Source organism: Pseudomonas sp. DWP3-1-3b3, assembly GCF_049896305.1.
GTDB lineage: Bacteria > Pseudomonadota > Gammaproteobacteria > Pseudomonadales > Pseudomonadaceae > Aquipseudomonas > Aquipseudomonas azotoformans_A.
In genome coordinates, this window is sequence record NZ_JAFCUA010000001.1 from 444,265 (window position 1) to 468,760 (window position 24,496).

A 24,496-nucleotide genomic window follows, 5' to 3' on the forward strand; every position below is an offset into this window, starting at 1 on the left:
TTTGTTGGGTTAGAAGTTGACCTGATCGCGCCCCTTGAGCCCGAGGATTTCCCGCGCTTCATCCGGCGTGGCGACGCGGTGACCGAGGGCTTCGATCACGGTACGAATGCGCCGGACCTGATCGGCATTCGACGCCGCCAGTTTGCCCGGCCCGTCCCACAGCGAATCCTCAAGCCCCACCCGCGCGTTGCTGCCCATGGACAGGCCCATGGTCGCCAGCGGAATCTGCCCGCGCCCGGCGCCGAGGATCGACCACACGTAGTCGTCGCCAAACAGGCGGTCGGCGGTACGGCGCATGTGAGCCAAATCTTCCGGGTGCCCGCCGATGCCGCCGCGCAAGCCGAATACCGACTGGATAAACAATGGAGGCTTGAGCAGGCCGCGTTCCAGGAAGTGCGCAGCGGTGTAGAGGTGGCCGATGTCGTAGCACTCGATCTCAAAACGCGTGCGGTTTTCGGCACAGGAATTGAGGATGTGGGTGATGTCGCGGAAGGTGTTGCGGAAGATCCGGTCGTCACTTTCTTCGAGGTACGGCCGCTCCCAGTCGTGCTTGAAATCGGTGAAGCGGTTGAGCATTTCGTACAGGCCGAAGTTCATCGAGCCCATGTTCAGCGAGGCCAGTTCCGGTTTGAACTGCATCACCGGTTGCAGGCGTTCTTCCACGCCCATGGTCGGTGCGCCGCCGGTGGTGATGTTGATCACCACGTCGCTGGCGGCCTTGATCTGCGGCAGGAATTCGGCAAACAGCGCCGGGTCCTGGCTGGGGCGGCCGTCGTTGGGGTCACGGGCATGCAGGTGGACAATCGCGGCGCCAGCCTCGGCGGCACCGATGGCGGCATCGGCAATTTCCTGGGCGGTGATCGGCAAATGCGGTGACATCGACGGCGTATGAATCGCACCGGTAACGGCGCACGTAATGATGACAGGACGATTTTTGGACATGACAGATCTCCGACTTTTATTCTTATGAAAAAAATCCTGGGTACAGCGCGATGTGTTCTTGCGTGGCTTACAAGTACTCGACGTTGCCGTCGACGCTGATCGCCTGGCCGGTCACGTTGCGTGCGGCGGGCGAGCAGAGAAACAACGCCATGGCCGCGACGTCTTCGGCGGTGACCATGCGTTTGAGTGAGATCTTGTTGAGGTATTCCTGGCGCATCTCGGCTTCGGGCACGCCAACCTGTTCGGCACGGGCGCGGATCACGCCGTCCATGCGCGGGCCTTCGACGATGCCGGGCAGCAAGGCGTTGACGCGGATATCACTCTCGCCCAGCTCCGAGGCCAGGGATTTCATCAAGCCGACGATCGCCCATTTGGTCGCCGCGTAGGGCGTGCGCCACGCGTAACCCAAGCGCCCCGCCACCGAGGCGATATGCAGCAAATGGCCGTGGGACGATTCCTTGAGCATCGGCACCGCGTGGTGGGCAAACCGGTATTGCGCGGTGAGATTGATGTTGATGGTGGCTTGCCACTCGGCGTCGCTGATCGCGTCGATCCCGCCGGTAGGCCCGGCGATCCCGGCATTGTTGACCAGCACATCGAGGCCGCCGAACTGCTCGCGCTGCACCTGGAACACCGCCTCGATCTGCGCGGCATCGCTGACATCCGCGCGGGTGGCGACGCTGCCTGGATATTTGTCGCGAAACGCAGCCAGGGCCGGCTCACTCACATCACACACATGCACCTGCGCACCGGCTTCCAGATACGCCGCTGCCAGCACTTCACCAATGCCGGCAGCCCCGCCGGAAATCAACACACGTAACCCAGGATAGGGCTGCAGCCGTTGTAGGACACTCATGCACGTTTACCTCCTGAAGCAGACGACCGCGAACGGTCGTTCTTGACGAGCAGGCGCGCCAGGGAATCGGCGGCCTGCATGATGTCATCGGTCACCGCCGCGCGGGCGCCGGCGCCATCGCGGGCGGCCAGGGCTTCGACGATGCGCGTGTGCGCCTCCATCGAGCGTTGCAGGTGAGCTTTATCCGGGGCGACCAGCGCAAAGCACGGGCCCATGTGCAGCCAGAAGTTTTCCACGGCGGCCATGGTCAACTCGGCCTGGGCCACGGCGTAGATACGCCGGTGAAACGCGAAGTTGGTCCACAGATAGCGCGACACGTCGACTTCGTCGGCAGCGTGTTGCATCTGCTGGCAAAGGTCGGTGATTTCGTCTAGGTCGGCTTTTTGCAGGAGCAGCACCGCCTTTTCGGCGAGCAAACCTTCGAGGGCGACCCGCGCATCACGGATTTCGCGCAGGCGTTCGACCGTCATCAAGCGCACACGCAGACGGGAGGTTTCGGTGACTTCAAAGGCGTTTTCGGCGCTAAGGCGTTGCAGCGCTTCGCGCACTGGCATCGGGCTGGAACCCAGGGCTTCGGCGAGACCGCGGATGGTGAGCTTCTGGCCAGGCTGGAAACGGCCACTCATCAAGGCTTCGCGGATCTGGCGGTAGACCTGGTCTTGCAAGGTATCGCGGGACACCTGGCGCAGGGTGGGCAGGAGGAGCGGACCATCTGTCATGAGGCAAAACCTGTGTTGTCGTTCTTATGGCCTCAATATGTGATCACAAATCAAATATGTCAAATAGTTTCCCATTTATGAGAGTGCACAGATAAATGTGGGAGCGGGCTTGCTCGCGAAAACGGTTGATCAGTCACAGCATTGTTGACTGACACTCCGTGTTCGCGAGCAAGCCCGCTCCCACATTTTGACCGCGTTTAGCCTGATATTACGGTTTTAGCGGACGCTCCTGATCCCGCTCGGAAAGCTCCGTTCCATCATCCGGATGCTTCCAGGTCTGCGGTTTTTCTTCCTCCCGCTGTCGGGGTTGTTCACGCTCCGGCTCGTCCCGCCGTTTCTGTTGGTCAGTCATCGCCACCTCCCATCCGTAAGAATTGGTCACACCTTCAGCATAGAACAGCGAACGCATTTTTGACCGCGCCACCGATTGATAGCCAATGCGCATCAATCTATCCAAATTTGTCACTTATCATTTCTAAATGTGTCAGCCACTATTCTCGGTCTTAGGCGAAACAAGCACTTTAAAAAGAACGCTGGAGACACAAAACCATGACTAGCCCTACCCGACCCGACTCTGCCCGTTCGAAAGTGGGCGCGGTTTTCCGCGTGACTTCGGGCAACTTCCTCGAACAGTTCGACTTCTTCCTGTTCGGTTTTTACGCCACCTACATCGCTGCCGCGTTCTTCCCTGCTGCTAATGAGTTTGCGTCATTAATGATGACCTTCGCCGTATTCGGCGCAGGCTTCCTGATGCGTCCATTGGGCGCGATCATCCTGGGTGCCTACATCGATGACGTCGGTCGCCGCAAAGGACTGATCGTGACCCTGTCGATCATGGCCAGCGGCACGCTGCTGATCGTGCTGGTGCCGGGTTATCACACCATTGGCCTGTGGGCACCGCTGCTGGTGCTGCTTGGCCGCCTGTTGCAAGGTTTCTCGGCCGGCGCGGAACTGGGCGGTGTGTCGGTGTACCTGTCCGAAATGGCCACACCCGGCCGCAAAGGCTTCTACACCAGCTGGCAATCGGGCAGCCAACAGATCTCCATCGTGGTCGCCGCCGCGCTGGGTTATGGCTTGAACGTATGGATGGAACCCGCCGTGGTGGCCGATTGGGGCTGGCGCATTCCGTTCGCCATCGGCTGTGTGATCATCCCGTTCATATTTATCCTGCGTCGCAACCTGCAGGAAACCGAAGAGTTCGCCAACCGCAAGCATCGCCCGACCATGCGTGAAGTGCTGGCGACCCTGGTGAAGAACTGGACCGTGGTGATCGGCGGCATGCTGATGGTGGCCATGACCACCACCGCGTTCTACCTGATCACCGTGTACGCGCCGACCTTCGGCAAGACCGTGCTGCAATTGAGCACCTCCGACGCGCTGTTGGTGACCCTGCTGGTGGCGGTGTCGAACTTTGTCTGGCTGCCGATCGGCGGCACCCTGAGCGACCGTTTCGGCCGCAAGCCGGTGCTGATCGCCATGACCGTGCTGACGGTTCTCACGGCTTATCCAGCATTGTCCTACGTGGTAAATGCGCCGAGCTTTGCCCACATGCTGGAAACCCTGCTGTGGTTCTCCTTCCTCTACGGCATGTACAATGGCGCCATGATCCCGGCCCTGACCGAAATCATGCCGGTGGAAGTGCGTGTGGCAGGTTTCTCCCTGGCCTACAGCCTGGCGACTGCGATTTTCGGCGGCTTTACCCCGGCGATCTCCACCTGGTTCATCCACATCACCGAAGACAAGGCCTCGCCGGCCTACTGGATGATGTTCGCCGCCGCCTGCGCATTGTGTTCAACCCTGGCGCTGTATCGTCGCGCCAATACCCGTGGCCAGGTGATGCAGGAGGCGGCGTGATGAAGCCGTTGCTCAAGACCCTGACGGCCCTGGCCCTCGGCGCCCTGGCGCTGTCGGCCCAGGCCGAACAGCTCAAGGTGATGACATCGGGTGGCTTCACCGCTGCGTATAAGTTGCTTGGCCCGCAGTACGCCAAGCAAAGCGGTGACAGCCTCGACACCATTCTGGGTCCGTCCATGGGCAAGGCGCCGGAAGCGATTCCCAACCGGCTCGCCCGTGGCGAACATGCCGACGTGGTAATCATGGTCGGCTACGCTTTGGATGACCTGATCAAACAAGGCAAGGTCGACCCGGCTTCCCGTGTGGAACTGGCGGACTCGCGCATCGGCCTGGTGGTCAAGGCCGGCGCGATCAAACCTGCAATCGGTACGGATGCCGAATTGAAAGCCGCGCTGAGCAAGGCCAAATCCGTGGCGTACTCGGACAGCGCCAGCGGTGTGTATGTCGAGAAGGAGCTGTTCAAGAAGCTCGGCATGCCAGCCAAAGGCACCATGATCGAACGCCTGCCAGTGGCCGAGCAGGTCGCCAAGGGTGACTACGAAGTGGGCTTGCAACAGGTCGCGGAATTGCTGCCGGTGGCGGGTGTAACCTACGTCGGCAAGATCCCGGAAGACGTGCAATCGGTGACCCGTTTTGCCGCCGGCATTCCGGTGAATGCCGAACACCCTGAGCAGGCCAAGGCCTTGTTGCAGTACCTGGCTTCGCCCCAAGCGCAACCGGTGGTGCAAGCCACCGGCCTGGACTCGGTGTCACGCTGACCGAAACGGCATCTCCCGCACCAACCGCTCCAACTCCAGCGCCGCTGGCGGCAAGGTCCGCCCGCGGCGTTTTATCAAGCCCACATTGCGCATCACCTGCGGCTCCACCAGCGGCACACTCACCAGGATCGGATGCTCGCCGGCCGGCATCGCAATCGAGGGCACCATCGCTACCCCCAGCCCTGCCTCCACCAGCCCGATCATCGTCGTGACGTGGTGCGTCTCGCAGATACTCGGCTTTTTCACCCGTACGCCGCGCAACGCCTGATCGAGCAGGAAGCGGTTGCCGGACGTCTTGTCCACGGTGATGTAGTCGTGTTCGTAGGCCTCGGACCAGGTCACGCTGTCACGCTGGGCCAGTGGATGATCGCGGCGACAGGCCAGCACATAACGCTCCTGCAGCAGCAGTTCGAACTCCACTTCATCGGCCAGGCTGCCACTGAAACTCACACCGAAATCCGCCTCGCCACTTTCTACGGCATTGCACACTTCACCGGCGCTGGCATCCAGCACCCGCAGGCGAATTTTCGGATACAACTTGTGGAATTCAGAGATCACGTGGGGCATGAAGTAGTACGCAGTGGACGGCACGCAGGCGATGGTGACATTGCCCATGCGTGTGGACGCGACATTGCTGATGCCCATGAGCGCGACATCGAGATCGTCGAGCATGCGCTCGACCTGCGGCAGGAATGCGCGGCCGACCATGGTCAGGCTGACGCGCCGCGTGGTGCGTTCGAACAGCTTCACATCCAGGGCGGTCTCAAGCTTTTCGATACGCCGGCTGAGGGCCGGCTGCGAGATCCGGATGGCCTCGGCGGCACCGCGGAAACTGCCCTTGTCTACCACGGCGCGAAAGGCTTGGAGGTCGTTGAGGTCGAAGTTGATGATCACGGGAGTGCCAATATGGTCGAGGTGGCGGGCATTATCGTATGGGAGCCGATGGCGCGCCATGCATGCCGGAACCGGCTTGTCGTAATAACCTTGCTACAAATATGAAGTCATACATATCAGTGGGTTATTGGGTTTTTTGCGGCCACGCAATCGTCGAAATGGGTCAATACTTGCGGCCTGACCTTCACAACGGGAGATGTAGCACGCATGGAAACCCCTTACTTCTGGACAGACGACGAGATGCTGGATATCGGCATCGATCAGTTGCTTCTTGCATCACGCCAGTGGTCAAGTAGGATTGAATCCTACCCTCCTTCGGCGGACATCTACATGCGCTCAACCCAGCAAATGAGCATTACGTTGCCAATCGAAATGGCGGCCCTGGTCAAAGCCAAGGTCGCGGCCGGTGAGTATGCATCCGAAAGTGAAGTGATCCGCGACGGCCTGAGGGTCTTGCTGGCCCGTGATCGCGCCATGGAAGACTGGCTGCGGGACGAGGTGATACCAGCTGCGGCAGCCCTCAAGGCCGAGCCCGAGCGCGCGCTGTCCGTCGAACAGGTTAGAGAACACATGGCAGCCAAGCGTCAACGAAAAGGCACCGGGAAAGCGTGAGTTACGCGGTAGCCTTTTCGCTTGAAGCCTTGGTGCAACTCGACGCCCTTGAAGACTACATCAGCGATGCCGGTTCCCCAGTTATAGCTGCACGCTTTATCGACAACCTCATCCGCTACTGCGAAGGCCTTTGCCTGTTTCCCTTGCGCGGCACCCGCCGTGATGACCTGCTGACGCACTTACGCATCACACACTATCGTCGCACCACCGTTATCGCATTCATGGTGGACTCCGATAGTGAAACGGTCTCGATCCTGGGGCTTTTTTACGGCGGGCAGGACTACACGGCATTGTTGCAAGGCGATGGGGAGTAATCCCTGACCAACAAGAGTGATCAATGAACAAGACAGATGGAAGAATGAGCAGCGCTGCGCACCGAGCACTCAAGCCGAGCCTCTGGGTAATCGGCCTGCTGTGCGCCGCCACCCTGGGCTTTTTCGCCTGGCAAAGCTTCTACCCTGTCAGCGCAGCCCGCGGCTGGAGTGTGCAGGTGCTGCATCGCGATGTGCCCAAGGCCGCTTCGTTGATGCCTTTGGCGGATGGGTCGCTGATGGTCAGCCAGGAACTCGATGACGCCAAGGGCAGCATTGTGCGCATCCTTAAGAACGGCACCCGTGAAGTGGTGGTGGGCAGTCTGTCCAAACCCGATGGTTTGTTCGCCACCCGCGGTGGTTGGGTATTCAGCCAGGAGTCCACCGACCTGCCCGTGAGTTTTCTCAAGGACGGTGTCGTCACCGAACTGTTCAGAGGCGAAAGCGTGCAGGGTCTGTGGGATGACGGTGACTACCTCTATGCCATCGAAGACCGCAAGCCTTTCGGGCGACTGCTGCGTTATCGCTGGAGCGATCAGTCCCTGGCCGTACTGCGTGATCAGCTTCAGGAAGGCGAGTCCATTGTGCGTTGCACCGATGGGCGCATGCTCTACACCGAGAAGAAAAAAGGTGTGGTACGAGAACTGACAGAAGACGGCAATGATCCGGTGGTGCTGGCTGGCTTGAACAAACCGACGTTTTTGATGTGCGATGAGCGCGGGCTGTGGGTCAATGAAGACTCCACGCATCGGGCGAGGTTGTTGCTGATAGACAAGCAGGGGCACCAGCAGACGATCTTATCGTTCCTGAAGGCGCCGCAGTCGATTGTGCCAACCGGTCGAGGGACCTACCTGCTGGCCGAGGGTGGGCGGGACCGAGTGTTGGAGCTGGTACCCGACACAGGCAAATCCTTACCGTAAACACCGCACCATCGCCTCATCCATGCGTTGAGGCGATGGACACAGGTTAACGCGGCCCCCAAACCTGCGGGCCATTAAAAAACGCCCGCGCATTGCTATCCAACGTCTCCAGGTGATAGCCGCCCTCCTGCACGATCACGCACGGCAATCCCAACCCGCGAATGCACTCACCCAACCGCGCGAAACCCTCCCGTGTAACGGCGACTTTGCTCTGCGGGTCCAGCTCGTAGATATCGAAACCCAGTGACAGCACCAGCACATCTGCCGAGAAGTTTTTCACCGCCGCCAAGGCCAGTTCCAGTTTTCCGAAGAACACCGCCTCGCTGGCACCGTGGGGCATTGGCAAGTTGAGGTTAAAGCCTTCACCTGCTGCACTGCCGCGCTCTTCGGCGAAGCCGGCAACACCAGGGTAGAAGTTGGTGGGGTCACCGTGAATCGAGACGTAAAGCACGTCGTCACGCTCGTAGAAAATCTCCTGGATGCCTTGGCCGTGGTGCATGTCGGTATCGAGTACGGCGACACGCTGGAAACCTTCACGCAATGCCTGGGCAGCTACCGCGGCGTTGTTGATGTAACAGAATCCTCCTGCCGCATCGTAACGCGCATGGTGGCCCGGTGGACGACAGAGGGCGTAGGCGGCCGGTGCACCATCAAGAATGTCCTGGGCGGCAGCCACGGCGCTCTGGGCCGACCAGTAGGCCGAGCGCCAGGTCAGTTCGCCGATCGGGCAACTGCCATCTGCGAGGTAACGCGCCGCCTGGGCAAGGATGCCGCGCAGGGCGTTGGGTTCGCGCACGAAGATATTGGACATGACTTCGTCGCCCCAATCTTCGGGGATTTCCTTCCAGCGTTGGTGGGCTTCCTGCAGGAAAGCCAGGTAGGGCGCACCGTGTACGGCCAGCAAGGGATCAAGGCCGTAGTCCTGCGGCTGCAGGATGTCGAACCCCAAGGTTTGCGCGGCCAACAACAGGTTACGGGCGCGCTCGGGAACCTCTTGCGGCGTACGCATCTGACCACGGGAGTAGTAGCTGCGCGGATGATGCAAAAGTTGTTCGGGATGAAAAAACGTACGCATGAAGAAATCTCCTTACTGAACCTGGCCGGCGCGTTTCAACACGGCATTGAGCAATACGTCGGTGCCCTGGCGCACGTCCTCGGGCAACACGTCTTCGGCTTCGTTGTGACTGAGGCCGCCGACGCAAGGGATGAAGATCATCGCCGTCGGGCAGTAGCGCGCCAGATGGATGGCGTCGTGGCCGGCACCGCTGACGATGCGTTGCTGGCTATAGCCCAGGGCATCCACGGCGGTTTGCACGCAGGCGACGCAATCGGCGTCGAAAGGTGTAGCCGGGCTGATCCAGTGTGGGCTGACGGTCACGGACAATCCGCGTTGCTCAGCGATGGCCTGCAATTGCTGGCGCACCTGCTGTTCCATGGCATCGATATCGCCGTCGCGGTGATGACGCAAGTCGACGGTAAAGTTCAGCAGTCCAGGGATGGTGTTGCGCGACGATTTGGCGATGCTCAATTCACCCACGGTGGTCAGGCCTTCAGGGGCAAAATCCGCCGCCAGCGTTTCCAGCGCCTGGATCATCTGTGCGGCGCCATACAAGGCGTCTTTACGCAGCGGCATCGGTGTAGTGCCGGCGTGGGCAGCCATGCCTTCGACGCGCACATCCAGCCAACGGATCGCCTGCCCGCCGGTGACCACACCGATGCTCTTGGCGTTGTCCTCAAGAATCGGACCCTGCTCGATATGCGCTTCGAAATACGCATCCACCGCGCCACCCAAGGGGCGTGAGCCGTTGTAGCCGGTAGCACGCAAAGCCTCGGCCACACTGATGCCATCGACATCGGCGGTGGCCAGGGCCTTGTCCAGTGCCAGGGTGCCGGTGAATACCGCCGAACCGAGCATGGCTGGCGTAAAGCGGGCGCCCTCCTCGTTGGTCCATACCGCGATTTCCAGTGGCTTGCGTGTCTGGATCCCATGATCGTCAAGGCTACGGATCACCTCCAGACCCGCCAATACACCGTAGACGCCGTCGAAACGCCCACCTTCGGGTTGGGTGTCGAGGTGGCTGCCCATCATTACGGGCGCCGCGTCGTTTTCCGTACCGGCACGACGGGCGAACAGGTTGCCGACGGCATCCACGCTCAGGGTCAGCCCGGCGGCCGTGCACCAGTGGCTGAACAGTTCGCGACCGGCTTTGTCTTCGCCGCTCAAAGCCAGGCGGCAACTGCCGCCGCGCGCCGTGGCGCCAATCTCGGCCATGGCCATCAGGCTGGCCCACAGGCGTTCGCCATTGATCTTCAACATTACACACACTCCATCAAACGCTATGGGCCATTTCATGACGGTGGGCGGTGGCATGCCGGCGCGACAACGCCAGCACACACACCAGCGAGACCGCCGCGATCAAGCTGTAAAACACTGCCATCGGCCACCATTGGCCTTGGTATTCGTGGGCCAGCCAGGTGCCGATCAACGGCGTAAGACCTCCCGCCAGCGCGCCGCACACCTGGTAGGCCAGGGAGATCGCGGTGTAGCGCACACGGGTTTCAAACAGGCCGCTGACGAAGCCGGCGATCACGGCATAAAACGAGGCCATGCACACCACCGCCAAGGCGATGCCGAGGATGATCAAGGGTGCCTGGCCGCTGCTGACCAGCACAAACATGGGATAAGGCGAAGCCATGGCCAGCACCGTCATTGCGCACAGGAAACGCGTGGCACCGACCTTCTCCGCGACCCAGGCGGCCAGTGGCTGGACGCAGAACTGGATGATGGCGACGAAGAACAGGCACTCCAGAATCAACGAACGCGGTAGGCCCAATTGCTGAGTGCTGTAGGCAATCATGAAGGTGTTGGTGAAATACACCCCGGCAATGCCCAACGTGTTGGCACCGATACACAGCAGCAGCGGACGCCAGGCGGTTCGCAGCACTTCAATGACTGGGGCCTGGTCTTTCTTGATCGCCCGCGCTTTTTCCGCCAAGGCTTTGTCTTCAAGAAATACCGGCGACTCATTCACGCCCAGACGAATCGCCAGGCCAACCACCAACAGCAACGCGCTGGCCAGGAACGGCAAGCGCCAGCCCCAACTCATTAACGCGTCTTCCGGCAGACGGGTGACCGCACTGAACGCGAGCAGCGACAGGATCAGCCCAGCCGGGCTGCCCAATTGCGCGAAGGAAGCAAAGAAGTTGCGGCGGCCTTTCGGCGCATGCTCGCCCGCCATCAACACCGCCCCGCCCCACTCGCCGCCAACGGCAATACCCTGCACCACACGCAGCAGGATCAGCAGCACCGGCGCAGCCGCACCGATCTGCGCGTAGGTCGGCAGCAGGCCGATGCACACGGTGACCACACCCATCATCACCAGGGTAATCACCAAGGATTTCTTGCGGCCGATCCGGTCACCGATGTGCCCGAACACAATGCCGCCCAACGGCCGCGCGAAGAAACCCACGGCAAAGGTACCGAACGCCGCCATGGTGCTGAAGAGTTTGTCTTCGGAGGGGAAAAACAGTTGGCCAAACACCAGCGCCGCGGCGGTGGCATAGATGTAAAAGTCGTACCACTCGATCATGGTGCCGATAAAAGCGGCGGCCGCAGCACGGCGAGGCTGGGGCGAAGCGGAAGGCTTCATGGGGCTGGCTCCTTTGGTTATTTTTTTGGCAGGAGAAAGGTCGAACGCACGCGCTCTGATGGCGCTTGTTGAGGGTGATTTATCGTCTCGGGGCTATGATTAGTCAATTTTCTATTTATTATTCCAATTATAAATCCTGCTTATTATCGAGCTGCGCCATGCCCGAAGCCCGCCGCGACATTCACCCCTTGCTCAACGACCGCCTGGACTGGAATCTGCTGCGCACCTTCCGCGTGATCGGCCAGGAGTTGAGCATCAGCCGCGCGGCCGCCCGCCTACACCTGACCCAGCCGGCGATCAGTCAGGCGCTCAAGCGCCTAGAAGAACAGCTCGATTGCCAACTCATCGTCCGCCGTGGTCCGCGCTTTGTGTTGACCGAGGCCGGCGAGCAGATCTTCGCCATCGCCGGCGAGATGTACGGCCAGGTGTCGCAGATGAGCAATGCCCTGCAAAAGCCCGGTGATGAAGTGATCGGCAAAGTGCGCTTGCTGATGATCAGCCGGATCAACTCGGACACCTTCGATGAATTCCTGGCGGATTTTCATCGTGAGCATCCTCGGGTCGACCTGGAAGTCGAGGTGATGCGCAGCTCAGACATCGTCGCCGCACTCTTGGAAAAAACCGCGACCCTCGGGCTGAGTCTTAACCGCCGACCGCAGCCCCGCTTGGAACAGCACCTGTTCCTGCGCCAGCGCTATGCGTTTTTTTGTGGCCGCCATCATCCGCTGTTCGGGCGCAGTGGTTTGGCGGAGGGCGATCTGCAATCGGAGAACTTCGTGAGCTTCACCAGTGACCAGATCGGCGGAATGCTCTCGCCATTGACGATTTTCCGCGACCAGCAGGGGTTCAGCGGGCGGATTGTGGCGTCGTCCTCAAGCCTGGAAGAAGTGCGGCGTTTGGTGATCGCCGGCTTTGGTCTTGGCTGCCTGCCGATCCATGTAGTGGCAGACGATGTGAAGAATGGACTGCTCTGGCGGCTACCGCCGGACGAGGGCATTACGGACGTGGACATCCATCTGCTGTGGAACCGGGAACAGAAGATGAGCCGGGCAGAAACGGTATTTATCGACAGTCTTTCTGAAAAACTCGCGCGATGAGCGAACCCGCCCCCCGTGGTCGATGAGACTACGGGGGGGGCCCTGCCTAATCGAAGTGACTCAGCATCAACGCGCTTTATTGGCCTGAGAAAGCACCGACGCCGCAAGCGCCTTCGTGTCTTCGTTGTATTTATCGCTGCCCAGCACCTTGCCAGCCGTCTCCTCCATCTCTGCGCTGGTCTGCTTGTCGGTGCCTTTCTGGGCTAGCGCTGAAGCGGCAAGGCTTCTGGCAATGACTGATGAGGTTGGACTGTTGAGCATATCCGCTGCCAATGTCGCGATCTTGCCCGAGGTTTTCTTGGTGTTTTTGCTCATGCTGCAACTCCTTTGCAGTGGGAAGCGCCTGATCGTGTGCGCAACCACACACTAATCAGTCGCCGGTGGCATCGCAATGCACTGCCTGTAGGCAATGTTTGAGAAGTCCGCATGAAAGGTGCATGGGTCACGTAGTGCGTGCTAGAGCGTCGCATCGATTGCACTGATGATTACTATCGAAACGAGCGCCTGCCCGATTTCCAGCACTGATTCCTATAATCGCCTCCACTTTCCCTCCCCCTCGCCTCACTTCGGGCGACGTTCACCCTGGAACCCAACATCATGCCAAGTGCCAGCCAGGCCCCTCGCGGCCTCCCCGAACATAATCAACAAAGCGTCAAACAGCAGTGGCTGGCGATTCTCTCGGTCGCCGTGGGCGCCTTTGCCCTGGTGACCAGCGAATTCCTACCCGTGGGCGTTCTCAACGACGTTGCCGCAGACCTGGGTATCAGTGCCGGCCACGCCGGCCTGATGGTCACCCTGCCCGGCATCATGGCTGCGCTCGCGGCACCTTTGCTGTCAGTGATCATTGGCGCCATGGACCGTCGTTACCTGCTGATCGGTCTGACGCTGATCATGATCATCGCCAACATGGTCGTGGCCTTCGCCAGCGACTTCAGCTTGCTGTTGTTCGGGCGCGTATTGCTGGGCATCAGCATCGGCGGTTTCTGGGCCACGGCCATCGCCCTCAGCGGCCGCCTGGCGCCCAAAGGCGTGGACGTCGCGAAGGCCACTTCGATCATCATGATGGGTGTGACCCTCGCCACCGTACTCGGCGTACCGGTCGGCACCTGGCTCAGCGGCCTGATGGGCTGGCGCATGACCTTCCTGGTCACCGCGCTGGTGGGCCTGCCGGTGCTGTTGGCGCAGGTGCTCCTGCTGCCATTGCTCAAGCCGGAAAAAGCCATTCTTGTCAGCGACCTGCCAGCCTTGTTCATCAACCCACGGGCTCGGGTCGGCTTGATCGCGGTCTTGCTGATCGGCCTGGCGCACTTTGCCGCGTACACCTACGTCGCGCCCTTCTTCAAGAACAGCTCCGGCTTCGATGGCCCGACCATCGGCTCACTGCTGCTGATGTTTGGCATAGCCGGTGTGGCGGGTAACATTTTTGCCGGTTTCGCCGCCAACCGCAGCGTGCGCTACACCCTGCTGCTGGTCGCGCTGATGATCGGCACCAGCACCGCCCTGTTCCCCTACTTCGCCACCGGCCTGACCGGCGCCGCCATGCTGATCGCGCTCTGGGGCTTCGCCTTCGGCGCCTTCCCGGCCTGCGCCAGCATCTGGATGTTTGTGGTAGCGCCCAAGGATGTGGAGCGTGGTATGCCGCTGTTTGTCGCGCTGTTCCAGGTGATCATTGCGCTGGGGTCGTTCTTTGGCGGGCGGATCGTCGACCAGATGGGCAGCTCGGTGCTGTTGAGCCTCGCGACAGCGTTGGTGGGCGTGGGTTTTGTGACGGTGCTGGTGCTGGGGCGCAATGTCAGTAACAGCTTGGCGGCGCAGCCTGCCTGACCAGACAAGTACTGACTAAAAAGCCTGCTGAGTGTTGAGCTCAGCAGGCTTTTTCGTTTAATGGGGATGAGTGTCTGGGGTGGCACCTGGCTCACTTGCATCCTTAGTCAGAATAAATGAGCTAAACGCCAGAAAATCCCCTAGATGCTGGGTGATGATCGCAACGGTGATCGGCAATTGAAGGGTTTGATACTCATGAACGGCGATATTACGAAAGCCGACCATATTCTTCAGGTTGGTCAACAAGGACGGGCTCACCCACCCACCTTGGGATAGCAATTGGAACACGTCACGTGCGCCCTGAGGGACGCCCAGCCGCTCACGACGGATCAAATGCTGCCCCATATCCAGTGCAGCTTCGCAGGCACGCTGAATGTTGAGAATCGCCGCATCCTGCCGAGTGAAATCAGTCGCGAAACTGGCAAATCTCACCAGAGAAAAAATCTGAATCAGAATGAGTGTGGACACCGTACTGGCTAAAGGATAGCGTCCAGCACCGATATTCAATAAGACCATCTGTGAGGGATCACATGGAGCTACTGCTCATCATTGCTGCCGCTTGCATCCTTGCGCTTTTGATTCTTCGATTCAAAGCCGCAAAGATTATTGCCAAGCTGACAGGAGACCTGCGTCAACGGGACGACGTGATAGCCCGGCAGCAGCAGGAAAACCTCGATCTGCTAAGTCGAGTCGCAGCCCTGTCAAAGTATCAAACTATTATCGATGCCGAAGAATGGGCCAAGAAACTCATTTCCGAAGCCGAGCGCGAATTGGCTAAAGCCAAACAAGACGCCGCCCAGGAACGCCAAAGCGCCAATCTCTCTGCAAAAACCAGAATCGAGCAGTCCGAAGAGAAGCTGGAGCAAGCCAGGCTGGCGGCTGACCGGATTATGGAGTTGGCCAACAAGCGAGCCGAAGAAATCGCCGGCGAAGCTTATGCAGCGATGAACCGAGCCAAGGAGTTTGCAGAAACCGCCAAAGCAATGAAAAACATCGTTGAGGGTTATGGAGACGCGTACATCGTTCCAACCTATAACTTGCTGGATGACCTCGCCGAAGAGTTCGCTTTTACTGACGCAGGGAAAAAGCTCAAAACCGCCCGCGATGCAACTCGCTCGATGGTCAAATCGGGCCGGGCCGCGACCTGTGATTATGCTGAAGCCAATCGAAAGGGAACGGCGATCCGTTTTGTTATCGATGCTTTCAACGGCAAAGTCGACTCGATCCTCTCAAGAAACAAAGCTGACAACCACGGCAAACTGGAGCAGGAAATCCGGGATGCCTTCGCGCTGGTTAACCATAACGGTACAGCCTTCAGAAACGCTCGGATTACTGACGAATACCTCGCTTCACGTCTTGAGGAGCTCAAGTGGGCAGCCACCGCACAAGCACTGAAAGACCAGGAGCGCGAAGAACAACGGCAACTGCGCGAACAAATTCGAGAGGAAGAAAAAGCACGTCGAGAGTTTGAGCGCGCAATAAAAGACGCCGCGAAAGAAGAAGAAACCATCAAAAAGGCAATGGACAAGGTTCTCCAGCAGGTCGCTACCGCCAACGATGCGCAACGTGCTGAGTACGAGGCCAAACTTCGAGAGCTGGAAACCAAACTCCAGGTTGCCGAGGAAAAGAACCAGCGTGCGCTATCTATGGCTCAGCAGACGAGAGCAGGCCATGTGTATGTAATTTCCAACATTGGATCTTTTGGTGAGGAAGTGTTCAAGATTGGCATGACCCGACGCCTTGAACCCAAGGACCGTATCCGCGAACTCGGTGATGCCAGCGTGCCGTTTGAGTTTGACGTGCATGCAATGATCTTCAGTGACGACGCTCCTGGCCTTGAAAAGACCTTGCACCGCCACTTCCTGCGTCGTCAGATGAACAAGGTTAATCCACGGAAAGAGTTTTTCCGGTTGGAGCTGACCGAAATTCGCGCCGAGTTGGAAAGCCTGGGGGTCGAAACCCATTGGACTATGGCAGCCGACGCACATGAGTTCCGAGAAACCATCCGACTTGAGCAGCAGATTCTAGAGAACCCGGTCATTGCACAGCAGTGGACGCGGCATCAGCTTGAGTTCGAACCTCAGGAAGAACTCGAAGAGGCGCAAGAGGCGGTATAGCGATACTGTCAGGTATATCGCGGGCGTCGCTTGTTGCTCGCACATATGCCTGACTCCCAGCCAACGCAATCAATCCCTCATCCCCCTCCTCGGCGATGCGGACAATTCGTTGAGCAAACGCTCGGTCAAGTTCGGCTCTCTCTCCGCCATAAACCACGCCGCCGGTTCCGGTGGCGGCAGGCACTGCCTCACCTCCGGCAAAGGGCGGCTGGGCGAGGATGACTGACAGCCGCAAATCAGCGGTAGCCAGGCGATCCATAAGGCGTGCTTGGCGTTGTTTAGCATCGATCAAAGCCCTCTGGTGGGTTTGGTCGTTGGTTTGCAGCCGCTGCTCCAGGGCGTAGCGTTTGTCGAACTCACCACGCTGTCTCGACGATGGAGCAAGGACCATCTCTCTGAGCGTTTCAGCGTGGAGCCGTGCTTGATCGGCCAATTGCCGTTCATACCGCCACGTCTGGATTTGCCAACCCCCAGCAGCACCGACGACAGACAAGACAGCAAAAACAACTCCCCGCACATTCAGCACAAAACCGCCCTCGCCCAGATCCACAACCGTAGCCGCGCTGGGCGGGAGTGTTCATTCATCGCCGTCGCGTCGGGAGATTTTTGAACCGGCGAAACGTTCAGCCAGGCTGCGGACCTTGTCGACGCCAAGTAGTCCGACCATGCCACCCACGAAAGCAGCGGCCTCTTGTGGGAGATCTAGCAGGCTTAGCCCGGAGAGGATTGCCAGAGTGATGCAGCCACAGAGAACAGACTCCAGCAGGACCGCTTTTCGGGTACCACCTCGGTAGATGATTCGTAGCGCAGAAATCAATGCTGACAAGCTGGTGGCGTAGATAACTGGGGCATGTTGAGCCAGCCATGCGAGGGCAATGGCCCAAGCGGTGGGGGTCTTTACTGGATGGCATATCGACAGTCCTCCGATACATCAAGACTCGTTAAAAACCAGTTACAACTCATCGGATGCACGCTGACGTATACGGGATTAGCATTGCCGAAAACTAAGCCAATGGCGTACATTAGCTATGATTTTCATCGAGACTTCAGGTTTCACCCGTCGCGTCAAAGAACTGATCGACGACGATGCCTATATGGCGTTTCAGAATGTGCTGATCGTGAATCCATCAGCCGGTGATGTAATTGAAGGCACAGGCGGAGTGCGCAAGATTCGGATTGCGGCCAAGGGCCACGGCAAACGAGGTGGAGCGCGGGTGATTTACTACCACTTTGTCTCGGCATCAAAGATCGTTTTTTTGATGATCTACCCCAAGAACGAACAGCAAGACCTTACCGCTGACGAGCGTAAATCGTTGAAGGTTGCAATCGAACACTGGAGATAACCATGAGCAAATTTTTTGATGAACTGATGGAAAGCGTTGAGGAAATGAACGAGATCCTGCGCGGTGAGCGTGAGCCTTCCCGCGAGTTTCACGTTGACGCAATGCGGGTCAAAGAAATTCGTAAGGCGACTGGGCTGACCCAAGCTAAATTCGCAGCGTTGATTGATGTTCAACTGGGTACGCTGCGTAACTGGGAGCAAGGTCGCCGAGACCCAACCGGGCCAGCTAAGGCGTTGCTGAAGGCGATCCACAATGACCCGGTGCATGTGCTGAACGCATTGGCGGGTTGAGTGAAGCTTCTGACGCAAAGCGTACAACCTAGCAACGTTCTACGCCCCAGCGGAAAACCAGCAAAGCGAAAAAAACGGCCATTCCTTTTACTGCCTAGTTGGTGCGGCCTCGATACAGGGTTGAAGTATTTCCACCAGACGGATGGTCAGGCAACACGTCGCTCTGCACGCCGTGACAGTTCCGACATGACCCGCTCATGCATCCGTTGCACCCAATTGCGATAGGTTTTATCTGCCGCAGTTTCCAGCCCAAGCAGCCGTATCTGTTCAGCTACAGACAGCTCCCGCTCCGGCAAGCAACGCAGGCTCGCCAACTTGGCTAACTGCTGGCCCTGCTCGCCTTGATGCGGCAACCAAGCGAACCGTGAAAGAAGGTATAGACCGCTGACTGGAAGTGCAGCGCGCTAAAGGCTGCCAGCACGGTGATCAACTACGAGAGCAAGGCTGTGCACGTCGAGAACAAGTTTGGACAGTCGCGGATCGTCGACGTCAGCAAGAGCGACATCGAGCTGTTCCAAGCTCAGCTATTGAAGCAAAAGCTGGCGCCGAAAACGGTGAACGACATTTTCACCGTGGTGCGCGGGGTTTGGGCTGATGCGTTTGGTGATGGGATTCTGAAAACCAATCCGCTGGAGAGAATCAGCAACGTCAGCACAGACGCCGACGACGAACATGCCGACCCTTTCAGCCGGGATGAAATAGAGCCGATTGGAGCGGCAGATCCAGAGCGAATGGCCGATGCCAGAATGATCGTGTTCAACTGCTGGACGGGACTTTCACTGTCCAAGCTGATTGCGCTTACCGTTGAAGATGTGGATCTGAAGGCTGGCACTGTTCACGTTCGACGTGCATTGATGGTTGGGCAGTTCAAGGTGCCCAAGGAACGCTCCAGGGTGCGGGTGGTGGAGCTGATTGATCCCGCCCTGGAACTGATGCGGGAGATCCTGGCAGCGGCCAGCGATGTGCCGTACGTCGATATCAACGTCACACAGCGGGACAACATCACGACAAAGCCTGCAAGGGTCAGGTTTTTATTCCGAAGCACTGCAAGTGGGTTGCTTTGGAACGGGAAGGTTTTAAGTAAGTGGTTTACTGCTCATTTGAAGAAAGCTGAGGTTAGGCATCGCGGTGTTAATCAATGCGGGCATACGTTTGCCAGTCAGATGCTGTCGAGCTATGTGCCGGTAGAGTGGGTGGCTCGGCAGCTTGGTCATGCGGATACGACGATGGTGAGAAAGCACTACGGCAGGTGGATACCGAAGGACACCTAGAGCATGGCTGGGATTGTTTCGAAAATGCCGGGATTTAGAGATTAGCTACAACGACAACTTTTATTTTTCTATGACTATCGAAATAATCAACTGTGACTTTAAAGCTAAAAAACAGGACCGACACTAAAACCGTCAGCCCGTTTTTTAAGACGCATGTCAAATCAAGCCTGAGACTTCTATTTCTATCAGTCTTTTATTGTATCGGCCACTTCATACCCTAAAGCGGTGATTTCGAAAACCTCGCCTTTATAGCCTCTATCAGCAATTAGCCTCTCATCTTTGAGCTGAGCAAGTGCGGCCTCCCACTTAGATACTTCTCTTCGTTCATTCCCTTCAACAAAATTCTTGCCATTGGCTTGTACCGCTGCTCCACCCATATAACGAATAAACATAATATGGCCCTGAGAATCCTTGCTTGCCTCTTTAAGCAATATTTTCGCTTCTGAGCTCAGCAACGGGACAGGACTGCTGAACAAAGGCGCATACGGAGCCTCTGGTGCGCTTAGCTCAGCCACTTCAAATACTTCATGAGAGTTAACCTTCAGCTGTAAGTGCCGGCTAAATTTGTTTCGGAAATCTGTGAGGCTATCAAATGACTCATAAAGCCCGCGATCCCTGCACGCAGCCTTAAATTTTTTAAGAACTTCGTATTGCTGAAAATCCACATCATCCATAGCTGCAGGCGTACTGGAGAAATACAACATTGCCAAGCGTCCAGCAGCGATATGCCTTTCGATTTCCTCAATAGTTCCACTAGCGAACTCTGTAGTCGGAGTTCCGGCGCGAACCCAAAATATGCCTACAAGAAGATCACAACTATGTAGCACTTGCTTATTGATGATGTCCTGCGGTTGAGCTCCCATCTCAGGCGATGAGTGCGTCTCCCACCCAACCGGCATGAGTACAATGCCCCGCGTTTCAGAATTGACAGCGTTCCATTCGTGTACAACCTCTCGAAAAACCGCACGCTCTGCGAGAACGTCTCCTGGAGACGCAACCATCACATTGAAAACCGTGGCATCGTAGCTCATCTAGTCATTTACTCCCTTTGACTGACCCGGATTTTAATTAAGCATAACAGACCGACGTAGACACTCCTTGTGAGCCAGAGCCGGTGTTTCGTACGTATGTTTTGCCCTAAACCAAACCCCAACAACGAAAAAGCCCCTGAAATGTTCAACCATTTCAGGGGCTTAGTCGTATTCAATAATGGCGGAGAGATAGGGATTCGAACCCTAGGTACCGGTGAAGGTACAACGGATTTCGAATCCGTCCCATTCGGCCACTCTGGCATCTCTCCAACGGCGCGCATCATAACAGCGTGACTCAGGAAAGCAAAGCTCGAAGCGAGATTTTTTTCCGTGCTATCAGATGCTTGCGTCGATTAAAGCGGTACGCCGAGACGATTGGCGACTTCTTCGTAGGCTTCGATGACATCACCGAGGCCCTGGCGGAAGCGGTCTTTGTCCATCTTCTTCTTGGTGTCCTTGTCCCACAGGCGGCAGCCGTCCGGGCTGAATTCGTCGCCCAGGACGATGGAGCCGTCGTGGAACACGCCGAATTCCAGCTTGAAGTCCACCAGCAGCAGGCCTGCGTCGTCGAACAGTTTGCTCAGCACGTCGTTGACCTTGAGGGACAGCTCCTTCATGCGGGCCAGTTGCTCAGCGGTGCCCCAACCGAATGCCACGACGTGGGATTCGTTGATGAACGGGTCGCCCTTGGCGTCGTCCTTCAGGAACAGTTCGAAGGTGTAGGGATTGAGCTTGAGGCCCTCTTCCACGCCCAGGCGCTTGACCAGGCTGCCGGCGGCGTAGTTACGCACGACGCACTCGACCGGGATCATGTCGAGTTTCTTGACCAGGCACTCGTTGTCGCCCAGCAGCTTGTCGAATTGGGTCGGAATGCCGGCCTCTTCGAGTTTCTGCATGATGAAGGCGTTGAACTTGTTGTTCACCATGCCTTTGCGATCAAGTTGTTCGATGCGCTTGCCGTCGAACGCCGAAGTGTCGTTGCGAAACAGCAGGATCAGGCGGTTGGCGTCGTCGGTCTTGTACACCGACTTGGCTTTGCCGCGGTAGAGTTCTTCACGTTTTTCCATGATGGGCTCCGCTTGCTAAATGGTGGGCTAGGCGATGTGTCGCCAGTCGAGCCCTGAATCTTGATCGGCCAGTTGCAGCCAGTCCGGGTCGCACCCGAGGGTGTCGACAAAACATTGCCGGGCCAGCTGCGGCAGGTTGTTCTTGCTGCTCAGGTGGGCCAGGACCAGATGTTGCAAGTCTTGCCAGCCCAACTCATACACCAGGTACGCCGCCTGGTGGTTGTTCAAATGTCCCAGTTCGCCGCCCACCCGCTGCTTGAGAAAGTAGGGGTAATGACCGCGAGCCAGCAGATCCCGACAGTGGTTGGACTCGATCATCAAGGCATCGAGGTTCCGGTAACCGTCCAGCACCTTGGCGCAGTAGGAACCCAGGTCGGTGAGTACGCCGAAGCGCCGTTCACCATCACTGAAGACATATTGCGTCGGTTCCTGGGCGTCGTGCGCCACGGCAATCACCTCGATGCTCAGGGCACCGATTTGCAGCTGCTCGCCACCGGCCAGGAAACCTGCGGGTTCAATGGGTTTGCGCATCCCGCGCAAGGTACCGCGACTGAGGTACACCGGAAGATTGTAGCGCCGAGACAGCAAACCCACGCCATGCACGTGGTCGGCATGTTCGTGGGTCACCAGAATCGCGCTCAGCTGCGCAGGGTGAACCCCCAGGCGCAGCAGGCGCCGCTCGGTTTCCCGTAACGAGAAACCACAATCCACCAGCACGTACGTGTCGTCGTGGGCGACCAGCGTACCGTTCCCTTGGCTACCGCTGCCGAGAACGGCAAAACGCACCGGATCAGCCCAGGTTGTCTTGAATCACGCCCAACACTTTGCGCGCTGTTTCAGCGGGTGCAACGGTGTTGATGTTCTTCTCGACGGTGACCTGCACGCTTTCGCCAACCTTGCTCAAACGAACCTGGTAACGCTCGGCACGGGTCTCGATTTCTTCCTTGGTCGGCTGGCTGCCGAACAGTTTGCTGAAGAAACCTGGCTCTTCATCTTTACGCTCGGCCTTTTCAGCCACGTTGATGTAGTACAGGCCCAGGCTGCGGTTGATGTCTTCTACACGCCAAGGGCCCTGCTCCAATGCACGGCCAACACTGGCCCAGGCACGGTCGAGGTCTTCACCCAGGTTCAGCACCACGTTGCCGCTGCCGTCTTCTGTCAGGCTGACGCGGCTCGGGGTGTCGTAATCACGTGCGGCGAGCAGGGAAACCGAACCGCCCTTCTCGGAGATACGGCTCATGCTGGCCAGCATCTCGTCGACCAGCGCCGAGTCGACACCGGTGTTGACCGAACGATTGGTGAAATCAACGTTGGCGGTGCTGCCGGCCGGACGCTCGGCGCTGACCACGTAGACTTCACTGGTATTGCGCTGCACGCCTGGCTCGATGCGCACACGCACACGGGCTTCGCTGTCGGCGGCTACACCACCGGCCTGCAAGCGCTTGGCCATGGTGGCGGACAACTCGCTGCCTTGCTGCCATGCGGTGGTGAATTCGCCGGTCTGCGGACGCTGCTCGTCGATGCGGAAACCGTTGTCCTGGAAGAACTGCACGGCCACCGGCCAGACTTCAGCAGGTGGTCGTTGGGCCACGATCCAGCGGGAATCACCGCTCTTCTGCAGGCTGTAGTCGCTGGCATCCGCCACGGCCGAGATCGGCTGTGGACGTGGCACCACGTACTCACCCTTGGTGGTGTCGTCGGCGACGTTACGCGGAATCGGCAGCAACGGGTCAAGGCGCTTGGCGACGTTGACGCCCGCCGGCAATTCCATCGGTTTGGTAGGTTGGGCTTCCAGGTAATCGCTACCGCGGTCACGGAAGTAGCCTTCCGGGCCCCAGATCCAACCGCAGCCACTGGTGCTGGAGATAATCAAGGCAAGTGCGGAAAGTCCGGCCAATCGCTTCATGCGTAGTGCTTCCTCAATTAAACCAGGACGCCGGACTGGCGCAGGGCCTGTCGCAGCGGTTCGTGACAGGCTTCGCTGAGACGGGTGAGCGGCAGACGGATACCGTCCGGCATCATGCCCATTTCAGTCAGCGCCCACTTCACGGGAATAGGGTTGGATTCAATAAACAGTGTCTTGTTGAGCGGCATCAGCTTCTCGTGGATCGCGCGGGCGGTCACGGCGTCACCGGCAATGGCGGCGGCGCACATTTCGCTCATGGCACGCGGAGCCACGTTGGCAGTCACGGAGATGTTGCCCTTGCCGCCCAGCAGGATCAGCTCTACGGCGGTGGCGTCGTCACCGGAATACAGCAGGAAATCACTGCTCACGCCGGCCAGGATGTCCTTGGCGCGCTGCAGGTCGCCGGTGGCTTCCTTGATACCGATGATGTTCGGCACGGTGGACAAGCGGATCACGGTCGCGGCCTGCATGTCGCAAGCGGTGCGGCCTGGCACGTTGTAGAGGATCTGCGGGATGTCGACGGCTTCGGCGATGGCGCGGAAGTGCTGGTACAGGCCTTCCTGGGTCGGCTTGTTGTAGTACGGGGTCACCAGCAGGCAGGCATCGGCGCCGGCCTTCTTGGCGTTCTTGGTCAGCTCGATCGCTTCACGCGTCGAGTTGGCGCCCGTACCGGCGATCACGGCAATACGGCCCGCAACGCGCTTGACCACGAATTCGATGACCTGGATGTGTTCTTCCACATCGAGGGTGGCCGATTCACCGGTGGTGCCGACCGCCACGATGGCGTTGGTGCCTTCTTGCAGGTGGAAGTCCACCAGTTTGCCCAGGCTGTCCCAGTCGAGATGACCTTGTGCATCCATGGGTGTGACCAGTGCCACCATACTGCCCGCAATCATGCAACCGCTCCTGCCGGAAAAAGAGAGCCGTAATGGTACTGGCGCCAAGATGCTTGCACAAGCGAAGTACCGCCTGAGGATGCGTTATGGCGCAACTAAACGACGGGCAATGCCATCATTGGGCCAAAGCCTGCCTTG

The 24,496-nt window shown here is 58.5% G+C and carries 28 protein-coding genes and 1 tRNA gene; 12 read left to right on the forward strand and 17 right to left on the reverse strand.

Features of this window, described 5'->3' with window-relative positions; translation table 11 throughout:
* Window positions 1-9 precede the first annotated feature (9 nt).
* The 4 genes from ACP7BX_RS02240 to ACP7BX_RS02255 form a co-directional block, all read right to left on the reverse strand.
* Window positions 10-942, reverse strand: a complete 933-nt coding sequence (locus tag ACP7BX_RS02240) for a 3-keto-5-aminohexanoate cleavage protein (protein ID WP_016975200.1) — start codon at window positions 940-942, stop codon at window positions 10-12.
* A 67-nt stretch (window positions 943-1,009) separates the two neighbouring features.
* Window positions 1,010-1,798 (reverse strand): SDR family oxidoreductase, encoded by a 789-nt coding sequence (locus ACP7BX_RS02245; protein WP_177110860.1) that lies wholly within the window; start codon window positions 1,796-1,798, stop codon window positions 1,010-1,012.
* Entirely contained in the window at window positions 1,795-2,517 is a 723-nt protein-coding gene (locus tag ACP7BX_RS02250; protein ID WP_016975198.1) for a GntR family transcriptional regulator, read from the reverse strand. Before ACP7BX_RS02250 ends, ACP7BX_RS02245 begins: the two co-directional genes overlap by 4 nt.
* A 208-nt stretch (window positions 2,518-2,725) precedes the next feature.
* Window positions 2,726-2,962: a hypothetical protein gene (locus ACP7BX_RS02255; RefSeq protein ID WP_426129880.1), complete on the reverse strand. Its 237-nt coding sequence runs from the start codon at window positions 2,960-2,962 to the stop codon at window positions 2,726-2,728.
* A 104-nt stretch (window positions 2,963-3,066) separates the two neighbouring features.
* Here ACP7BX_RS02255 and ACP7BX_RS02260 point away from each other — a divergent pair, with 104 nt between their 5' ends.
* Entirely contained in the window at window positions 3,067-4,371 is a 1,305-nt protein-coding gene (locus ACP7BX_RS02260; RefSeq protein ID WP_016975196.1) for an MFS transporter, read from the forward strand.
* The gene (locus ACP7BX_RS02265; RefSeq protein WP_426129872.1) at window positions 4,371-5,129 is read left to right on the forward strand and encodes a substrate-binding domain-containing protein; all 759 of its coding nucleotides are present in this window, start codon (window positions 4,371-4,373) and stop codon (window positions 5,127-5,129) included. The genes ACP7BX_RS02260 and ACP7BX_RS02265 overlap by 1 nt, the downstream gene beginning before the upstream one ends.
* Here the strand turns inward: ACP7BX_RS02265 and ACP7BX_RS02270 are convergent.
* Entirely contained in the window at window positions 5,121-6,023 is a 903-nt protein-coding gene (locus ACP7BX_RS02270) for a LysR family transcriptional regulator (RefSeq protein WP_095017547.1), read from the reverse strand. The two genes, ACP7BX_RS02265 and ACP7BX_RS02270, sit on opposite strands and share 9 nt — an antisense overlap.
* Before the next feature lie 207 nt (window positions 6,024-6,230).
* Between ACP7BX_RS02270 and ACP7BX_RS02275 the strand changes: the two genes are divergently transcribed.
* The 3 genes from ACP7BX_RS02275 to ACP7BX_RS02285 are packed head-to-tail and all read left to right on the forward strand — an operon-like array spanning window position 6,231 to window position 7,866.
* Entirely contained in the window at window positions 6,231-6,635 is a 405-nt protein-coding gene (locus ACP7BX_RS02275; protein ID WP_426129579.1) for a ribbon-helix-helix domain-containing protein, read from the forward strand.
* Window positions 6,632-6,949 (forward strand): type II toxin-antitoxin system RelE/ParE family toxin, encoded by a 318-nt coding sequence (locus tag ACP7BX_RS02280; protein WP_426129581.1) that lies wholly within the window; start codon window positions 6,632-6,634, stop codon window positions 6,947-6,949. The genes ACP7BX_RS02275 and ACP7BX_RS02280 overlap by 4 nt, the downstream gene beginning before the upstream one ends.
* A 23-nt stretch (window positions 6,950-6,972) precedes the next feature.
* Window positions 6,973-7,866: a hypothetical protein gene (locus tag ACP7BX_RS02285; RefSeq protein ID WP_426129583.1), complete on the forward strand. Its 894-nt coding sequence runs from the start codon at window positions 6,973-6,975 to the stop codon at window positions 7,864-7,866.
* A 46-nt stretch (window positions 7,867-7,912) separates the two neighbouring features.
* Here ACP7BX_RS02285 and ACP7BX_RS02290 read toward each other — a convergent pair whose 3' ends face one another.
* The 3 genes from ACP7BX_RS02290 to ACP7BX_RS02300 are packed head-to-tail and all read right to left on the reverse strand — an operon-like array spanning window position 7,913 to window position 11,516.
* Window positions 7,913-8,941, reverse strand: a complete 1,029-nt coding sequence (locus ACP7BX_RS02290; protein ID WP_426129584.1) for a histone deacetylase family protein — start codon at window positions 8,939-8,941, stop codon at window positions 7,913-7,915.
* Between the two features lie 12 nt (window positions 8,942-8,953).
* Window positions 8,954-10,183: a Zn-dependent hydrolase gene (locus tag ACP7BX_RS02295; RefSeq protein ID WP_426129586.1), complete on the reverse strand. Its 1,230-nt coding sequence runs from the start codon at window positions 10,181-10,183 to the stop codon at window positions 8,954-8,956.
* A 13-nt stretch (window positions 10,184-10,196) separates the two neighbouring features.
* The gene (locus ACP7BX_RS02300) at window positions 10,197-11,516 is read right to left on the reverse strand and encodes an MFS transporter (RefSeq protein WP_426129588.1); all 1,320 of its coding nucleotides are present in this window, start codon (window positions 11,514-11,516) and stop codon (window positions 10,197-10,199) included.
* Window positions 11,517-11,674: 158 nt separating this feature from the next.
* On the opposite strand from ACP7BX_RS02300, the gene ACP7BX_RS02305 reads away from it, so the two are divergent.
* On the forward strand, window positions 11,675-12,613 hold the full coding sequence (locus ACP7BX_RS02305; protein ID WP_061435679.1) for a LysR family transcriptional regulator: 939 nt from the start codon (window positions 11,675-11,677) through the stop codon (window positions 12,611-12,613).
* Between the two features lie 66 nt (window positions 12,614-12,679).
* Here the strand turns inward: ACP7BX_RS02305 and ACP7BX_RS02310 are convergent, their stop codons facing one another.
* Window positions 12,680-12,928, reverse strand: coding sequence for a hypothetical protein (locus ACP7BX_RS02310; protein WP_426129590.1), 249 nt, complete (start codon window positions 12,926-12,928; stop codon window positions 12,680-12,682).
* 282 nt (window positions 12,929-13,210) lie between these two features.
* Here ACP7BX_RS02310 and ACP7BX_RS02315 point away from each other — a divergent pair, with 282 nt between their 5' ends.
* Complete coding sequence (locus tag ACP7BX_RS02315; RefSeq protein WP_426129592.1) at window positions 13,211-14,437, forward strand: MFS transporter; 1,227 nt, start codon at window positions 13,211-13,213, stop codon at window positions 14,435-14,437.
* A 57-nt stretch (window positions 14,438-14,494) separates the two neighbouring features.
* Here ACP7BX_RS02315 and hepT read toward each other — a convergent pair whose 3' ends face one another.
* Window positions 14,495-14,953, reverse strand: a complete 459-nt coding sequence (hepT, locus tag ACP7BX_RS02320) for a type VII toxin-antitoxin system HepT family RNase toxin (RefSeq protein ID WP_426160557.1) — start codon at window positions 14,951-14,953, stop codon at window positions 14,495-14,497.
* Between the two features lie 14 nt (window positions 14,954-14,967).
* Here hepT and ACP7BX_RS02325 point away from each other — a divergent pair, with 14 nt between their 5' ends.
* Entirely contained in the window at window positions 14,968-16,554 is a 1,587-nt protein-coding gene (locus tag ACP7BX_RS02325; protein ID WP_426129594.1) for a DUF4041 domain-containing protein, read from the forward strand.
* 274 nt (window positions 16,555-16,828) lie between these two features.
* Window positions 16,829-17,164, forward strand: a complete 336-nt coding sequence (locus tag ACP7BX_RS02330) for a hypothetical protein (protein WP_426129596.1) — start codon at window positions 16,829-16,831, stop codon at window positions 17,162-17,164.
* Here the strand turns inward: ACP7BX_RS02330 and ACP7BX_RS02335 are convergent.
* A complete protein-coding gene (locus ACP7BX_RS02335; protein WP_426129876.1) occupies window positions 17,132-17,482 on the reverse strand; it encodes a phage holin, lambda family in 351 nt (116 codons plus the stop codon). The two genes, ACP7BX_RS02330 and ACP7BX_RS02335, sit on opposite strands and share 33 nt — an antisense overlap.
* A gap of 100 nt (window positions 17,483-17,582) precedes the next feature.
* On the opposite strand from ACP7BX_RS02335, the gene ACP7BX_RS02340 reads away from it, so the two are divergent.
* The 3 genes from ACP7BX_RS02340 (at window position 17,583) to ACP7BX_RS02350 (ending at window position 19,458) form a co-directional block, all read left to right on the forward strand.
* Entirely contained in the window at window positions 17,583-17,897 is a 315-nt protein-coding gene (locus ACP7BX_RS02340) for a type II toxin-antitoxin system RelE/ParE family toxin (RefSeq protein WP_426129598.1), read from the forward strand.
* 2 nt (window positions 17,898-17,899) lie between these two features.
* Window positions 17,900-18,187, forward strand: coding sequence for a NadS family protein (gene nadS / locus ACP7BX_RS02345; protein WP_016975178.1), 288 nt, complete (start codon window positions 17,900-17,902; stop codon window positions 18,185-18,187).
* Between the two features lie 422 nt (window positions 18,188-18,609).
* Window positions 18,610-19,458, forward strand: a complete 849-nt coding sequence (locus ACP7BX_RS02350) for a tyrosine-type recombinase/integrase (protein WP_426129600.1) — start codon at window positions 18,610-18,612, stop codon at window positions 19,456-19,458.
* Window positions 19,459-19,643: 185 nt separating this feature from the next.
* Here the strand turns inward: ACP7BX_RS02350 and ACP7BX_RS02355 are convergent, their stop codons facing one another.
* From ACP7BX_RS02355 to dapA, 6 genes are all read right to left on the reverse strand, one after another.
* A complete protein-coding gene (locus ACP7BX_RS02355; RefSeq protein ID WP_426129602.1) occupies window positions 19,644-20,489 on the reverse strand; it encodes a hypothetical protein in 846 nt (281 codons plus the stop codon).
* Between the two features lie 179 nt (window positions 20,490-20,668).
* A tRNA-Ser gene (locus ACP7BX_RS02360) sits at window positions 20,669-20,758 on the reverse strand.
* A gap of 84 nt (window positions 20,759-20,842) precedes the next feature.
* Window positions 20,843-21,556 (reverse strand): phosphoribosylaminoimidazolesuccinocarboxamide synthase, encoded by a 714-nt coding sequence (gene purC / locus ACP7BX_RS02365; protein WP_003172493.1) that lies wholly within the window; start codon window positions 21,554-21,556, stop codon window positions 20,843-20,845.
* Between the two features lie 27 nt (window positions 21,557-21,583).
* Entirely contained in the window at window positions 21,584-22,342 is a 759-nt protein-coding gene (locus ACP7BX_RS02370) for an MBL fold metallo-hydrolase (protein WP_426129604.1), read from the reverse strand.
* A gap of 4 nt (window positions 22,343-22,346) precedes the next feature.
* Entirely contained in the window at window positions 22,347-23,462 is a 1,116-nt protein-coding gene (bamC, locus tag ACP7BX_RS02375; RefSeq protein ID WP_177110178.1) for an outer membrane protein assembly factor BamC, read from the reverse strand.
* A gap of 17 nt (window positions 23,463-23,479) precedes the next feature.
* Window positions 23,480-24,358, reverse strand: coding sequence for a 4-hydroxy-tetrahydrodipicolinate synthase (gene dapA, locus ACP7BX_RS02380; protein ID WP_033902649.1), 879 nt, complete (start codon window positions 24,356-24,358; stop codon window positions 23,480-23,482).
* Window positions 24,359-24,496: the final 138 nt, after the last annotated feature.